The 15,827-nt window shown below is 62.5% G+C and carries 12 protein-coding genes; 4 read left to right on the top strand and 8 right to left on the bottom strand.

Translation table 11 applies throughout. The annotated features are described in order from the left end of the window. Nucleotides 1-24: 24 nt before the first annotated feature. Nucleotides 25-525: a CS1 type fimbrial major subunit gene (locus B348_RS0123525; RefSeq protein WP_017738483.1), complete on the bottom strand. Its 501-nt coding sequence runs from the start codon at nt 523-525 to the stop codon at nt 25-27. 461 nt (nt 526-986) lie between these two features. On the opposite strand from B348_RS0123525, the gene B348_RS0123520 reads away from it, so the two are divergent. Both B348_RS0123520 and B348_RS0123515 read left to right on the top strand, forming a co-directional pair. Further along, nucleotides 987-1,508 carry a PadR family transcriptional regulator gene (locus tag B348_RS0123520; RefSeq protein WP_017738482.1) on the top strand — a complete coding sequence of 174 codons (522 nt, stop codon included), beginning with the start codon at nt 987-989 and terminating at the stop codon, nt 1,506-1,508. Beyond that, the gene (locus tag B348_RS0123515; RefSeq protein ID WP_017738481.1) at nt 1,505-2,272 is read left to right on the top strand and encodes a siderophore-interacting protein; all 768 of its coding nucleotides are present in this window, start codon (nt 1,505-1,507) and stop codon (nt 2,270-2,272) included. Before B348_RS0123520 ends, B348_RS0123515 begins: the two co-directional genes overlap by 4 nt. A 125-nt stretch (nt 2,273-2,397) precedes the next feature. Here the strand turns inward: B348_RS0123515 and B348_RS0123510 are convergent, their stop codons facing one another. Both B348_RS0123510 and B348_RS0123505 read right to left on the bottom strand, forming a co-directional pair. Continuing rightward, nucleotides 2,398-3,024 (bottom strand): Pr6Pr family membrane protein, encoded by a 627-nt coding sequence (locus tag B348_RS0123510; RefSeq protein ID WP_017738480.1) that lies wholly within the window; start codon nt 3,022-3,024, stop codon nt 2,398-2,400. Between the two features lie 4 nt (nt 3,025-3,028). Next, complete coding sequence (locus tag B348_RS0123505) at nt 3,029-3,262, bottom strand: VF530 family DNA-binding protein (protein WP_017738479.1); 234 nt, start codon at nt 3,260-3,262, stop codon at nt 3,029-3,031. A 151-nt stretch (nt 3,263-3,413) separates the two neighbouring features. On the opposite strand from B348_RS0123505, the gene B348_RS0123500 reads away from it, so the two are divergent. Continuing rightward, nucleotides 3,414-5,432: a TonB-dependent receptor gene (locus B348_RS0123500; RefSeq protein ID WP_017738478.1), complete on the top strand. Its 2,019-nt coding sequence runs from the start codon at nt 3,414-3,416 to the stop codon at nt 5,430-5,432. Between the two features lie 489 nt (nt 5,433-5,921). Beyond that, nucleotides 5,922-8,333 (top strand): glucose/quinate/shikimate family membrane-bound PQQ-dependent dehydrogenase, encoded by a 2,412-nt coding sequence (locus B348_RS0123495; RefSeq protein ID WP_026137012.1) that lies wholly within the window; start codon nt 5,922-5,924, stop codon nt 8,331-8,333. Between the two features lie 187 nt (nt 8,334-8,520). Here B348_RS0123495 and B348_RS0123490 read toward each other — a convergent pair whose 3' ends face one another. The 5 genes from B348_RS0123490 to B348_RS0123470 all read right to left on the bottom strand — a co-directional run bounded on the left by B348_RS0123490 (nt 8,521) and on the right by B348_RS0123470 (nt 15,383). Continuing rightward, nucleotides 8,521-8,940, bottom strand: a complete 420-nt coding sequence (locus tag B348_RS0123490; protein WP_017738476.1) for a group 1 truncated hemoglobin — start codon at nt 8,938-8,940, stop codon at nt 8,521-8,523. Continuing rightward, nucleotides 8,940-9,797 carry a DUF3034 family protein gene (locus B348_RS0123485; protein ID WP_017738475.1) on the bottom strand — a complete coding sequence of 286 codons (858 nt, stop codon included), beginning with the start codon at nt 9,795-9,797 and terminating at the stop codon, nt 8,940-8,942. Before B348_RS0123485 ends, B348_RS0123490 begins: the two co-directional genes overlap by 1 nt. Nucleotides 9,798-9,808: 11 nt before the next feature. Further along, nucleotides 9,809-12,157, bottom strand: a complete 2,349-nt coding sequence (locus B348_RS0123480) for a bifunctional diguanylate cyclase/phosphodiesterase (protein ID WP_017738474.1) — start codon at nt 12,155-12,157, stop codon at nt 9,809-9,811. Continuing rightward, nucleotides 12,141-12,824, bottom strand: a complete 684-nt coding sequence (locus B348_RS0123475; protein WP_017738473.1) for a methylamine utilization protein — start codon at nt 12,822-12,824, stop codon at nt 12,141-12,143. Before B348_RS0123475 ends, B348_RS0123480 begins: the two co-directional genes overlap by 17 nt. A gap of 222 nt (nt 12,825-13,046) precedes the next feature. Continuing rightward, nucleotides 13,047-15,383, bottom strand: a complete 2,337-nt coding sequence (locus B348_RS0123470) for a bifunctional diguanylate cyclase/phosphodiesterase (protein ID WP_017738472.1) — start codon at nt 15,381-15,383, stop codon at nt 13,047-13,049. Nucleotides 15,384-15,827 lie beyond the last annotated feature (444 nt).

Below are 15,827 nucleotides of genomic sequence, written 5' to 3'. Positions count from 1 at the left end.
GCGAGCGCAGGGTCTACCCATGGCTTACGGTGCCGGGGTGCGGGGTACCGCGTCGAAGATCACGGTGTAGCTGGAGGTGTACAGACCGTTCTGGGTGTCGGCCGGACGCGCGGCGGTCACCACCAGGTCAGCCTGGGTGCCAGGGGTGGATTGTGGGTCATCCACCACTTCCTGCGGGGTGGCGGTCAGGACGACGCCGTTGAACATGTTGGTCAGCGCGATGCTGTCCGAACCGTTGTACAGCGCAGCGGCGGTCGGGCCACCTTCGATGTAGGCATGCACCGAGCCGTCGGTGTTTTTCACGTCGAAAGTGGCTCGCAGGTTGCTCAGCTCACCGCTGACCGGGTTGTAGTTCATGACTTCCGCTTTACCGAACTCCGGGTCGCGCGGTTGGGCATGGAACTGCTTGGTCGGGATGGTGGCCGAGATGTTGATGGACGAGCGTGCGTCATCGGCAGCCATCGCCATCGGAGAACTCAGGGCGATTGCAACAAACGGTGCCGCTGCGGCAAGTTTCTTGAACATGGTGAATACCTGTCATCTAAATAAGAATTTTGGAAAGTGAATTTCCAACTTATTGCATTGCACGGCAGCTGCCTGTGCAACGCAGGACAAGTATCAAGTTGACTTCCGAAAAAGTAAGCCGTCCGTTTCGTTTAACCCCGTAGCTCTGTTACACCTCGATACACCGGAAAAATATAGCACTTTGCCAAAACTTTAAATGCATCCGTAAGACGCAGACTACGCGAGACTTAATGAGAATGGTTTAACCAAGAAACTATACGTAAGACGAGGATTACAGCAACTAAAAAACAACAACATATACAACGAATTAGAACTTACAGCACAACTTGAGTAGTTGCTCTAGTCAATCGACGAATGGCGCGTCCAAGCCCTGCGCAGGGGCGACCGTTTGTCGGGCGCTCTTGCACCGGCCTCAAGATATATCTTACGTTATATCTAGACACACACAGAGGCTCCCACCCATGCGAGACCATCCTCACCAGCGCGACGGCTTTGACCCGCGCGCAGGCCGCGGTCGCGGCCCCCGGGTATTTGCACCCGGCGACTTGAACCTGCTGCTGCCGGCGCTGATCGCCGAGCAGCCGTGCCACGGCTACGACCTGATCCGCCGTATCGAAAGCCTGTTTGACGGCGCCTACAGCCCCAGCCCCGGCGTGATCTACCCAACCCTGACGTTCCTGGAAGAGAGCGACCTGATCGTCAGCGATCCTGACGGCGGAAAAAAACGCTACACAATCACCGACGCCGGTCGTCTCTTCTTAAGCGAGCAACAGGTGGCGTTGGACGGTGTGCGCATGCGCATCGACGTGAGCAAGCGCTCACTGCGCGGCCATGACCGCCCGCCCGAGATCCACGAGGCGGTGCACAACCTGCGCCACGCCTTGCACTCGCACCACGGGCGCTGGAGCCCGGAAGAAATCGTTCGTGTCGCGGCGCTGCTCAATCGCACCGCTCAAGCCATTGCCGACGGGAAAGACCAATGAATAGCCAAGTGATCCACCGTGTCAGTCACGAAATCAAACGCCGCCGACTCGAAGTGTTGCGCGTAGTCGATATCACCCCGCGCATGCGCCGCGTCACGTTGGGCGGGCCGGAACTGGCAGGCTTTGTCAGCCTGGGCAGCGACGATCACATCAAGCTGCTGTTCCCGCAGAACGCAGCGGAACAGGCCGCACTGGAAAGCCCGACGTTCAGCATCAAGGGCGACGGCCCGCAACCGGCGATGCGCGACTACACGCCACGGCGGTTCGACCTGGACATCGGCGAACTGGACATCGACTTCGTGCTGCACGGCGATGGCCCCGCGTCCACCTGGGCCGAGCGGGTACAGGTCGGCCAGCACCTGTACATCGGTGGGCCACGGGGCTCGATGATCGTGCCGGATATCTTCGACAGCTACCTGCTGATCGGCGACGAAACCGCCCTGCCCGCCATTGCGCGGCGCCTGGAGGAATTGCCGGCGGGGCGTACAGTGTTGGCCGTGATTGAGATTGCCGATGCGGCAGAAAAACAGGCGCTGCAGAGTGCTGCCGGCGTTGAGGTGATCTGGGTGATTCGCGGCCAGGATGACCTGCTGGAGACCGTACAGAAACTGACGCTGCCGAGTGGTTCGCTGTACAGCTTTGTAGCGATGGAAACCAAGCTGTCGCGCCAGGTGCGGCGCGTGCTGTTGGATACGCACAAGGTCAACGAAGAATTCCTCAAGGCCGTGGGTTACTGGCGTGCGGAGGGCAGCGAAGAAGAATAAGCCTGGCTCGGTCAAAAATGTGGGAGCGGGCTTGCCCGCGATAGCGGTGTATCAGCAACAGAGGTATTGACTGACCCACCGCAATCGCGGGCAAGCCCGCTCCCACATTTGAACCTTTTTTCACCTCAGGTCTGGGGTGATTTCAAGAGCTTATCCAGACCCACCACCCCTAAAGCAATCGCCACAAACCCCACCAGAATCCCCCCGGCATTCACAAACACATGTGGATAACCCAGCGTGTCCACATCAATGAACGGGTACTGATACTGCCCCAGCAAATGCCCACGCAGCAGCACATAGGCGAAGTACACCAGCGGGTAAATCACCCAGGCGCCGATATGCTTGAGCTGCAACGTGCCCTTGGGCACGCACCGCCACCAGTAGATCAAGAACAACACCGGCATCACGTCGTGCAGCAATTCGTCGGCGATGAATTGAAAGCCTTCAGGCTGCCACAAATGCCGCAGCAACAGGCTGTACGCCAGGCCCACCACGGCGATGCTCACGGCAATGCCACTGCTGACCTTGGGCGCGAGGAAAAACCGCTTTGCCGCCGAGTCGCGCTTGACCAGCGCATAACTCAACACCACCACGGCCAGCGTGTTGGTCAGCACCGTGAAGAAACTGAAGAAGTTGACCAGCCCGCCCAACAGGCTGGCGCCGGACGTCCAGCGCGAATAGAAAATCAGGTACTGCTGGATCGCCAGCCCCACCCAACCCGCCAGCGCCGCTGCCGCGACAAAGCGCTTCACCGGCTCAATCCAACGGACGTTTGGTGCGCATCAGCTTGACGTACAACCCTTCGACTTTCTCCCGCGCCCACGGGGTTTTACGCAGGAAAGTCAGGCTCGACTTGATGCTCGGGTCGCTCTTGAAGCAGCGGATATCAATGCGCTCGGCCAGGCCGTCCCATTCGTAGTGTTCCACCAGGGTGGTGAGGACGTGTTGCAGGGTCACGCCGTGGAGTGGGTCGTTGCTTGTCGCGGTCATGCCGGGCCTATGAAAAAAAGGGTCACGAAGGCGCACACCTTATCACCCCGCCCGCCCAGTGCTAAAAAGTTCCCGTTCCCAGACGAAAAAGAGATGTTATATTGTAACTATCCATATCAAATCTTTTCGCCGTTTTGCCAAGGAATGTCCGATGTCCCTCTCTTCTCTGTGGCGCTTGTCCCCGCTTGCCGCCGCCCTGCTGATCAGCTCCCACGCCCAGGCCCTTGAGCTGCAACCCCAAGTCATCACCGGCAACCCGCTGGGCAGCGAACAACTCGCTTCGCCCACCACCGTGCTGGAAGGTGATGACCTGACCCTGCAACAAAAAGGCAGCCTTGGCGAAACCCTGAACAAGCAGCCCGGCGTGTCGTCGTCGTACTTTGGCCCGGGCGCCAGCCGGCCGATCATCCGTGGCCAGGACGGCGACCGCATTCGCATCCTGCGCAACGGCGTCGGCGCACTGGATGCGTCGTCGCTGTCCTACGACCACGCGGTACCGCTGGACCCGGTCAACGTCGACCGCATCGAAATCGTCCGTGGCCCGGCGGCGTTGTTGTACGGCGGCAGCGCCATCGGCGGCGTGGTCAACACCTTCGACAACCGCATCCCCACCGAAGCCATCGAAGGCATCCACGGTGCCGGTGAATTGCGCTACGGCGGCGCCGACACCACCCGCAGCAGCGCGGGCCGCCTGGAAGCCGGCAACGGCACGTTCGCCCTGCACCTGGACGCCAACGCGCGGGAATTCAACGACCTGAAAATCCCAGGCCAGGCCCGCAGCCGCCACGCCCCCGAGACCGAAGATGCACCCGGCAAAAACGGCCGCCTGGGCAACAGCGACGGACGCCAGGACGGCGGCGCCGTGGGCGGTTCCTACACCTGGGATGACGGTTATGCCGGCCTGTCCTACAGCAGCTATGACGCGAACTACGGCTCCCCCGCCGAACAGGACGTGCGCATCCGCATGAAGCAGGATCACTACGCGTTCGCCTCGGAAATCCGCAACCTGCAAGGGCCGTTTACCTCGGTCAAAGTCGACGCCGGCTACACCGATTACGAACACCGCGAAATCGAAGGCGGCGAAACCGGCACGATCTTCAAGAACAAGGGTTATGAAGCCCGCGTAGAAGCCCGTCACCAGTCCATCGGCCCGTTCAACGGCGTGGTCGGCGCGCAAGTGACCCGCAACGAATTCTCCGCCCTGGGCGAAGAAGCCTTCGTGCCGCAGACCGACACCAACGCCGGCGCGCTGTTTATCCTCGAAGAAATGCAGGCCACCGAGCGCCTCAAACTCAGCCTCGGCGGGCGCCTGGAACACACCAGCGTCGATCCGGATGCCAAGGGCAACGCGCGCTTTGCCGGCGCGGACAAATCCAATGACTTCACCGCTGGCAGCCTGTCGTCGGGCGCGGTGTACACCCTCACGCCGATCTGGTCCGTCGCCGCGACCCTCGGCTACACCGAGCGCGCACCGACCTTCTACGAGCTGTACGCCAACGGCGCCCACGTCGCCACCGGCACTTACGAGTTGGGCGACGCCAACCTGAAGAAAGAAAAAGCCGTGTCCAGCGACCTGGCCCTGCGTTTTGACAATGGCACCCACAAGGGCAGCTTCGGCGTGTTCTACAGCCACTTCTCCAACTACATCGGCCTGCTGGGCAGTGGTCGTACGTTGAACGACGAAGGGGAAGAAGACGCGGATGGCATCCCTGAGTACAAATACTCCGGCGTACGCGCGCGTTTCGCCGGCTTTGAAGCCCAGGATCACTGGAAACTCGGCGAAAGCGCCTACGGCAAGTTCGCCCTGGAACTGTCGGGCGACTACACCCGCGCCACCAACCTCGACACCGGCGAAGCCTTGCCACGTATTGCGCCGCTACGTTTGAACAGCGGTTTGCTGTGGGAACTGGACCGCTGGCAGGCGCGGATCGACGTGGAACATGCGGCGGGCCAAGGCCGTGTGCCGGATAACGAAAGCGGCACCGACGGCTACACCACCCTGGGCGCCAGCGCGGGTTATCGCTTCAATGTCGGTGGCAGCCAGTGGCTGGCGTTTGTGAACGGTGAAAACCTGACCAACCAGACCGTGCGTTATGCCAGCTCGATCCTGCGCGACATCGCGCCGGCGCCGGGCAGAAGTGTGCAGGTCGGCATCCGCACCACGTTCTAACCCACACCGAAATCCCCCCTGTGGAAACTGGGCTTTTCTGTGGGAGCTGGCTTGCCTGCGATAGCATCACCTCGGTATCACTGATACACCGAGGTGCCTGCATCGCAGGCAAGCCAGCTCCCACACAAGCCAGCTCCCACAAAAGCCCACCCACACCCGCCTTTTTGCAGCGACGTTCTGTCACTGTTACCAATTCAGAAATGATGCATATCGCGATTCGCCCTTTCTCTCCAACACAACTCCCTTTATCCTTCCCGGCAACAACCTGAAACGTTTCACGCTCCCGGTCGATCCCATCTTGCCGAATATCCCCCTTCGCAAAGACAGCGCTGTCTTACACCCCTCCGCGCCTGGGAATAAATCGCCCGCCTGTGGATAACCCGCTTTATCCACAGAAAAACCGAATATCGCTGAACCAAGCCTGTGCTGAATCGTCATCTACAGTGAAGCACGGGGTTACATAATTCCAACGTAACGGAGAAACACACTATGAGCACTGATGGTGCTTCAAGTCCAAGCCGCTTGCTGCCCAAGCTGCTAGGCGTCTTGCTGCTGATCATGGGCCTGGCCTTGCTGGCCGGCGGCGTCAAGCTGAGCATGCTCGGCGGGTCGTTGTACTACCTGCTGGCCGGTATCGGCGTCGGCCTGACCGGCATTCTGCTGCTGGCCAACCGCCGCGCCGCGCTGGGCCTGTACGCACTGGTGTTGTTCGCCAGCACCGTGTGGGCACTGTGGGAAGTCGGCCTGGACTGGTGGCAGCTGGTGCCGCGCCTGGCCCTGCTGTTCGCCTTGGGCATCGTCATGTTGCTGCCGTGGGTCCGTCGCCCGCTGCTGCGCGGCCAACCGGCGCCACTGGGCACCGGCGCGCTGAGCGTAGCCGTGGTGCTGGCTGGCGCCGCTGCGGTTGCCAGCCAATTCACCAACCCGGGTGAGATCAAAGGCCAACTGGACCGCGACGCCGTCCCTGGCATGGCCAGCGCTGCGCCGGCCCAGCCTGATGGCGACTGGAATTCCTACGGCCGTTCGGCGTTCGGCGACCGTTACTCGCCCCTGGCACAGATCACCCCGCAAAACGTGAGCAAGCTGGTGCCGGCATGGACCTACCGCACCGGCGACCTGCCTGGCCCGAACGATCCAGGCGAGACCACCGCGGAAAACACCCCGCTGAAAGTCAACGGCATGCTTTACGTGTGCACCCCGCACAGCCAAGTGATTGCCCTGGACCCGGACACCGGCAAGGAAATCTGGCGCTTCGATCCGAAGATCAGCAGCATGGGCGCCGAGAACTTCAAAGGCTGGGCCCACATGACCTGCCGTGGCGTGTCGTATCACGATGACGCAGTCTACGCTTCCGAGCAGAGCCCCACCGGCAGCGCCAGCCCGGCGGCTGCACCGAATGCCTGCCCGAAACGCATTTTCGTACCGACTGCCGACACCCGTCTGATCGCCCTGAACGCCGACACCGGCAAGATGTGCGAAGACTTCGGTGACAAAGGCCAGGTCGACCTGCGCGCCAACATCGGCGGCTTCGCCCCGGGCGGTTACTACTCCACCTCGCCACCGGCCGTGACCAAGAACCTGGTCGTGATCGGCGGCCACGTTACCGATAACGTTTCCACCGACGAGCCGAGCGGCGTGATCCGCGCGTTCGACGTACACACCGGCAAGCTGGTGTGGAACTGGGACAGCGGCAACCCGGACGACACCACTCCGTTGGCCGAAGGCAAGACCTACACCCGCAACTCGCCGAACATGTGGTCCATGTTCTCGGTGGATGAAAAACTCGGCATGCTCTACCTGCCGATGGGCAACCAGATGCCCGACCAATACGGCGGCGACCGTACCGAAGATTCGGAAAAATTCAGCGCCGGCCTGACCGCCCTGGACATCGACAGCGGCCACGTGAAATGGACCTTCCAGTTCACTCACCATGACCTGTGGGACATGGACGTCGGCGGCCAGCCGTCGCTGATCGACATCAAGACCGAAGCCGGCGTGAAGCAGGCGGTCATGGCGTCGACCAAGCAAGGCAGCATCTACGTGCTCGACCGTGCCACTGGCCAGCCCGTGGTGCCGATCCACGAAATCGCCGTACCGCAAGGCGCAGTCGCTGGCGACCACACCTCGCCGACCCAGCCCAAGTCCGACCTGAACTTCATGCCGCCGCCGTTGAAAGAACGCGACATGTGGGGCGTGACCCCGTTCGACCAACTGCTGTGCCGGATTGATTTCAAATCCATGCGCTACGATGGCCCGTTCACCCCGCCATCGCTGCAAGGTTCGATCGTGTACCCAGGCAACTTCGGCGTGTTCGACTGGGGCGGCATCTCCGTCGACCCGGTACGTCAACTGGCCTTCGTCAACCCAAGCTACATGGCGTTCAAGTCCAAGCTGATCCCGGCTGCCGACATTGCCAAGCAAGGCCCACGCGTCAGCGAAACCGAAGGCGTGCAGCCGAACAAAGGCGCGCCATACGGCGTGATCCTCGAAGCGCTGCTGTCGCCACTGGGCCTGCCGTGCCAGGCACCGGCCTGGGGTTATGTGGCCGCGGTCGACCTGACCACCCACAAAACCATCTGGATGCACAAGAACGGCACCGTGCGCGACAGCTCGCCGGTTCCAATCCCGCTGAGCATGGGCGTGCCTAGCCTGGGCGGCACATTCACCACCGCCGGTGGCGTGGCGTTCCTCAGCGGCACCCTGGACCAGTACCTGCGTGCCTATGACGTGAAAAACGGCAAGCAACTGTGGGAAGGCCGCCTGCCAGCAGGCGCGCAAACCACACCGATGACCTACACCGGCAAGGACGGCAAGCAATACGTGCTGGTCGTGGCGGGCGGTCATGGTTCCCTGGGCACCAAGCAGGGTGACTATGTGATGGCGTTTAAACTGCCGGATTAAGCTTCACCAGCAGCCATAAAAAGGCGGCGACCTGTTGAGGGTCGCCGCCTTTTTCATGTCCGGTGCAATTCAAAATGTGGGAGCTGGCTTGCCTGCGATAGCGGTGGGTCAGAGAAAGCTGTTCTGCCTGATACACCGCTATCGCAGGCAAGCCAGCTCCCACATTTGGACATCATTGTCTGGGGGGTCAGTGTTCGATCACTTCTGCGCGCATCACCGCCAACCGGGCGATCAGGCGATTCTGTACCGGCACCGAAATCCCCTCTTGGTCCATCGCCTTGATCAAGTCTTCCACCAACGCATTAAAGTCACTGCGGCTCACATTCTGCCCCTTGTGACTCTCCGCCATGCTGTCCCCGGTATAGGTGCACGGCCCGCCCGCCTCCACGCAGAACTGTTCGATCAGCTTGTTGCGCAGCCGCTGGATATCAATCCGCCGAAACCGCTCGACGATGCGTTCATCCCGGGCGATGTTCAGCAACAGGCCTTCGACAATCCGCGTGATGCCGGGCATGGCGCCCAGCTCGCGGTACAGGCTGTCATCCTTTGGCGGTTGTTGCGCGCAGGCACTGAGGCACACGACGAGAACCAGCGGTAACCAGCGCATCAGAAACTCCCCTGCACGGACAGATAAGTGCCGTTCTGCTTGTCCAGCGTGGCGATTTCACCAAGGCGCGCGTAGGCCAATACAAACGACACATGCTTGTTCGGGAAGTAGCCGACAAACACATCGGCCCAATCGCTCTCACCGGCAAACGACAGGTTGTCAGGCTTTTCGCGGTACTCCACACCCACCGCCCAGCGCGGGTTGAACAGCAGCGCCACCGAGCCTTCCTTGAGCAGGCTGCGGCTGTCACGGCGGTCGCCGCCAAAGCCGAGCAGGCCGGTTTCGTTGGCGCGGCTGTAGCGCAGGCTGCCGTTGACCAGCACGTTGTAGCCAAAGGCCGCGCCCATGAACAGGCGGCTGGCGGCGAGGTAGCCTTCGACGTCGCTGTTGCGCTTGGCGCCCACCAGCTTGGGGATGTCGAAATTGGTCTGGTGCTTGTATTCCAGGCCCAGCGAAACTTGGGGCAAATCGTCGTAGATCACATCGCCAAACAACCGCACCTTGAGGCCGAGCACGTCCTGGCCGAGGTTGTCTTCGGGCAGGTTGAGCTTGTGCACCAAGGTGCCGAGATCGAAACGCTGGCGGGCGAAAGACACTTCGACGCGGTTGTCATAGGCCAGCGCCAACCCGGCCACGTCCAGCCGATAGTCCGGCAGGTTGACCGTGGTGGCGAAGGCCGTGGCGCCCCATTCGTGTTTTTCGCCGTAGCCGGCCAGCACCGCCCACGGCGTGATCCCGCCGCCCGCCGTGCCTTCGATGCTGCTGGCGCCACCGGTGGCGATCAGGCGGCCGTTGTCGGCCAGCGCCGTTTGCAGGGTCAGGGCGCCAAGGCAACCGATCAGAAAAGAACAACGCACGCGTAAGCCACTCAATGAACCAGGGAAGTTTGCGCACTGAGGGGCAACGCCACCCAGGCTTCGAAAGCGTCGGCGCTCAACGGCCGACTGATCAGGTAACCCTGGGCCGTGTCGCACTGCCAGCGTTCCAGCAGGCGCAGGCTGTGGGCGTATTCGACGCCCTCGGCGACCACCTTGAGGCCCAGGTTGTGGCTCATCTCGATAGTGGAGCGCACGATCACCGCGTCTTCACTGGTTTCATCGAGGTTGCGCACGAAGGATTGGTCGATCTTCAGCTCTTGCACCGGCAGGCGCTTGAGGTGCGCCAGCGACGAGTAGCCGGTGCCGAAGTCATCCACCGACAGGCTGATGCCGCAGTCGCGCAACAGGTGCAGGACTTTCAGGGCTTTTTCCGGCTCGCGCATCACCGCGCTTTCGGTGATTTCGAACAGCAGTTGTTCGGCCGGCAAGCCATAACGCCGCAACAACGCCGAGACTCGATGGGCCAGCTCGTCACCGAGCAAATCATCGGCCGAGATGTTCAACGACAGTTGCAGGCACAGGCCACGCCGGTTCCATTCGCACAGTTGGCGAATGCCCTCCTCGATCACCCAGTGGGTCAACAACTGAATGCTGCCCGAGCGTTCGGCCAAGGGGATGAATTCTGCCGGCGACACCATGCCGAACAGCGGGTGCTGCCAGCGCAACAAGGCTTCGGCCTGGCGTACGTGGCCCTGGCGGATGTCGAGTTTGGGTTGGTAATGCAGCAGCAACTGGCCTTGGTTCGGCGCGTGGCGCAGGTCGCGGATCAGGGTGATCTGGCGGCGGTGCGCGAGGTCGCGGCCGTGTTCGTAGATCTGCAAGCGGCCGGGCATTTGCGCGGCGTCCTTCATCGCAATCGACGCGCGCTCCAAGAAGGTGTGCGCGCTTTCGCCGTCGGCCGGATAAGCCGCGATGCCCAGGCGGCAATCCAGCGCCAGGTCATGGCCGTTGATGCGGCGCGGGCGCAGCAGCAGTTGTTGCAACTGGTCGGCCAGGCCCACCGCTTCGTCGCAGCCGGCGCCTTCGAGCAGCAGCAGAAATTCGTCGGCGATCAAATGTGCCAGGGTATCGCCGGGACGCAGCGCGGCTTGCAGGCTGCGGCTGACTTCCAGCAACAGCTGGTCCACCGCATCCGGCCCGGCGGTTTCGCTGGCGACGCGCAGGTTGTCGATGCCCAGGTAGATAAGGGCCATTGGCCGGTGCGTGGCGATGGCACTGCCCAGGCGCTCCATCGCCAGCGCGCGGTTGGGCAAGCCGGTGAGGCGATCATGCAAGGCGTTGTGCGCCAGTTGCTGTTCGCGCTCGGCGATGCCGCTTTGCATCGAATTGACCGCGTTGGCCAGGCGCCCCAGTTCGTCACTGCGTTGCAACACCACGGGCGTCTGGTAATCGCCCTGGCCGATGCGTTCGGCGGCGAGGGCCAGGGCCTGCACCGGACGTGACACGCCACGGGCCAGCAGCAAGGCACCGATCAGCGAGGCAATCAGCGCGATCAAGGCAATGCCGAGGATTTTTTCATCCAACGGCGCAAAGGCCTGCATCGCCGCGTCCAACGGGCTCTGCAACAAGGCCAGGACCTGGCCGTCGGCATCGCTGGCCAACACCAGCGACTGGCTGAGAAAACTGTGTTCCAGGTGCTCGGTGGTGGCCACGCCGTGTTGGCGGCCCTGCTCCAGCATCAGGTTGGTGAGACTGTCGCGCAGCACCTGGGGTTGGGTGCTGACCAACTCCCCCGGTTGCTGGCGGTCGATGGTCAGGAACGACACTTCCAGGTTGCTCAGCGAACGCAGCTCTTCGGCGAACGCGCTGTCCATGCGCAAGCCCATCACCACCCGCGCAATCGGCAGCGGCGCCAGCACCGGCGCTTCCACCAGCAGGTGCGGCATGCCTTGCAGCGGCACCATCAGCATGGTCTGGCGATTGCGCCGCGCGTCACGCAGGGCCTGGTCGTAACGGAAAATCGAACCCTCGGGGACATCGTCGAGGGTACTGGCGAGGACGGTGCCATCCATGCCCAGCAGGATCATGTCGCTGGCATTGATGCGCTTGCCGTGGTTGAACAGCACCGAGCGCATGGTCGCCGAATCGCCGCTGGCCACCGCATCGCGAAAACCGAAGTCCGCCGCCAGCAGTTGCACGCCATCGGCCAGGCGCCGGCCACGCACGTCGAGCAAGCGTTCGAACACCCGCGCGCCGACGTCCAGTTGCGCCTTGGCCTGACTGCGCACGGCGTCGCCCGTCGCCGCTTTCACGCTGAAGTACAGCGCGCCGATCACCACCAGCAACAGCAGGATCAGCACACTGGCGACACGCGCCTGGAAACTACTGCGCAGTTTCACGGGCGGCTCGATTGAAGGCATCGCCAAACGCAGTTGGCGTGGGTGTGGGCGGCAGGTCGGCGGACGGTGGTTCCAGGCTCAGCTGCACGGCGTGGCTCAGGCCCGCCGCCGGAAGGTTCAGCGTGCCGCCGTCCAACGGTTGCATGTCGGCCAATTGCGGGTGCCACAGGGTGACGTGGTAGGCACCGGCCGGCAGGTCGTCCAGGCGCACGCGGCCCTGGGCATCGCTGACGCCGAAGCGCGGGTCGTCGGTGACGTAGACATAGCCGAGCATCCAGTCGTGAATATTGCAGCCGAGCACCACCACGCCGGGCTTGTCGAACAGCAGCGGGTCGGTGGGCGTACCTTCGTACAGGCGCAGTTCGAAGCGCTTGGCTGGCGAAAACGAATAGACCTGGTGACGGATATTGTCGCTGTTGGGGAAACGCACCTGGGTGCCGGTGTGCACCGCCAGCACATGGGGCGCGAACTTCTGGCCGCGCTGGTCCATGTCGGCCTTGAGCGTGCCGGCCGGCGCGCCGACCGGGCCTTGCAGGGTCACCACGGCGTCGCTGACCGGTGTTTGGTCGGCCTGGCGCAGCACCACATCAAGGGTCGCCGCGCGCGCCAGGTCATGGGCCGAGAGCAGCAAGGCGGCAAAGGATAACTGCAGGAAAATCCGATTCATCAAGGGTCCGCGCGGCAATAGAAAAAGAGGCGGCCTGCCTTGGCACTGAAACTGGGGCAATGCGTGTCACGACGCAGATGATGCCGCAAATAAGGCAAATTGCCATCATTGATTTTGCGGCAAGGCCTGACCGTTGGTCGGCAAAAACCTATGCAACCGGTCAAGGTATGTAGAGCTTATCGGCGCGACGCAAAGAATCTGTAGGCGCGCAAAAGGCCTTTTCTAGAGCGGCACCCGCTCGCGGCGCATCCACATCTCGAACGCCATGGCGTTCAATGGCCGGCTGATCAGGTAACCCTGGGCGGTGTCGCACTTCCACTGCTTGAGCAGCTTCAGGCTCGGCGCGAACTCCACGCCTTCGGCCACCACCTTGAGCCCCAGGTTGTGGCTCATCTCGATGGTGGAGCGCACGATCACCCCGTCACCGCTGGTGCTGTCGAGGTTGCGCACAAAGGATTGGTCGATCTTCAACTCCTGCACCGGCAGGCGCTGCAATTGCGCAAGCGACGAATAGCCGGTGCCGTAGTCGTCCACCGACAGGCTGATGCCACAGCCGCGCAGTTGCTCCAGCACGTTCAGCGCCTGTTGCGGGTTGTGCATGATCGCGCTTTCGGTGATCTCGAAAATCAGTTGCTCGGCGGCCACAGCGTATTGCATCAACAAGGCGGTGACGCGAATCGCCAGGTCATCATCGGCCAGGTCATCCACGGAAATATTCACCGACAGCTGGATATGCAAACCCCGCTGCCCCCACTCGCCGATCTGGCGGATCGCTTCTTCGATCACCCACAGGGTCAGGCTGCCCATGCTGCCGGTGCGTTCGGCCAGGGGAATGAATTCGGCGGGCGAGACCTGGCCCAGGGTCGGATGCTGCCAGCGCAGCAAGGCTTCGGCCTGGCGCACATGCCCGTGGTTGAGGTCGAGCTTGGGTTGGTAGCACAGGAACAATTCGCCCTCGACCACGGCGCGGCGCAGGTCGCGGATCAGGGTGATCTGGCGCTGGTGGGCCAGTTCGCGGTGCTGCTGGTAGATCTGCAAATGCCCCGGCAGGCTCGCCGCATCATGCCGGGCAATCGCGGCGCGGCTGATCAACTCTTCTACCTGCTGGCCATCGGCGGGGTACGCGGCGATGCCGATGCTGACTTCATGGCGCACTTCGTCATGGCCGATGCGCTGGGTTTCGGTGAGCAGCGCGTAGAGGCGGTCGGCGCGCGCGACGGCGCGGTCGATCTCGGTGTTTTCCAGCAGCACCAGGAACTCACTGCCGGTGATGCGGGCGGCGGTGTCGCTGGCCAGCAGGCTCATGGACAGGCAGCGGCTGGCTTCGCGCAGCATTTCTTCCACGCCCTGGGGGCCGAAGCCTTCGTTGATCACCCGGTAGTTTTCGATGCCCACGTACAGCAACACCACGGGCCGGCGCGCACTGATCGCACTGCCCAGGCGTTCCATGGCCAGCGCGCGGTTGGGCAGGCCGGTGAGCGGGTCATGCAAGGCGTTGTGCGCCAGTTGCCGCTCGCGCACGGCGATGCCGCTTTGCATGGCATTGAAGGCGCGGGCCAGCAGGCCGAATTCATCGTGGCTGCGCACCCGCACCGGCGTGCGGTAGTCGCCGGCACCAATACGCTCGGCCGCTTCCACCAGCGCATTCAACGGGCGCGACACGCGCCGTGCCAGCAACAGCGCACCGGCCAGCGACACCACCAAGACGGCCAGGGCAATCCCGAGGAACTGCCGGTCCAGCGGCGCAAAGGATTCCAACACATGATCCAGCGGGCTTTGCAGCAGCACCCGCACCTCATCCCCTTCGCCGGTGTTGGCCAGCGACAGTACCTGGTTGAGCATGCGCTGGCCGTGGAAACCTTCGATGTAGGCCTCGCTGCTGACCTGCGCCTGGCGCAGCGTAGCGACGATATCGGGCTGCACTGCATCGGGCTGCGTGGTGAACAACGGTCCGGGGCGGCCGTCCTGCACGGCGAGGAACGACACTTCCAGGTTGCTCATGGAACGCAGTTCGTTGGCAAACTGCGCGTCCATCGGAAAGCCCATGACAACGCGCGCCACGGGCTGCGGATTGAAGACGTCCTTTTGCACCAGCAGGTACGGTCGCCCATCCATGGCCACGATGAGCATTTGCAGGCCACTGCGGCGCGCATGGCGCAAGGCGTTGCCCTGGGGGAACGGCGTGCCGCGGGAGAACAGTGGCAGGGTGCTGACCATCACGTTGCCGTCGAGGCCCAACACAAACACTTCGCTGGAACCGATACCGGTGCCGTGGCGGTCTAGCGCCGCCAGGATCGGCGCAGGCTTGCCTTCGGTCACCGCTTGCTTGAAGGGCTCGTCCGCCGTCAGCCAGTCCAGCCCGTATTGCAGGCGGCGGCCGCGCAGGTCGAGCAGGCGCTCGAACACCTGGCTGCCGGTCTCCAGCTGGACCTCGGCCTGGTTCTCCACGGCACGGGTGGTGGCGGTCTTGACGGCGAAGTAGGTGGCCGCGACCACCACCAACAGCAACAGCGCGAGCACCCCGGCGATACGGGTCTGGAACGTATGGCGCCACCTCATCGCTGTGCCCTCTGGCAGGGTGCGTCTGTTTCTGCCACTACGTCCCTGTGTCATAGGCTTCCCTGGCAACTGCTGACTCGGCGTCAAAAAAACATCCATTTGCATTGGATATTCGATTTAAGCAGATTAGCTGGGAGCTGGGATAAGTACACCCAATAAAACAAGGAATATTGCTGTCAAGTTATTGGCGGCACGCGCTTGACTTTGGGCTTTGCCGGGGCGCGGAGCGCCCGTGGAGGCGTTCCCACGCGGAGCGTGGGAACGATCAATCCAGCAGAACGATGAAGATCCAATGTGGGAGCGGGCTTGCCCGCGATTGCGGTGGGTCAGCCAACACAACTACTAGACCTGACAAAACCCGAAGCTCTGGCTCTGGCTTTTGATTTGGCTTTTGATCTTGGGCGCCCCGTTAACCACGCTGGCCGAACGCAGGCTTGAATTCGT

This window comes from Pseudomonas sp. CBZ-4 (assembly GCF_000346755.1).
Classification (GTDB): Bacteria; Pseudomonadota; Gammaproteobacteria; order Pseudomonadales; family Pseudomonadaceae; genus Aquipseudomonas.
The sequence above is the reverse complement of the archived record's forward strand: the minus strand, read 5'-3'. Positions and strand labels throughout refer to the sequence as shown.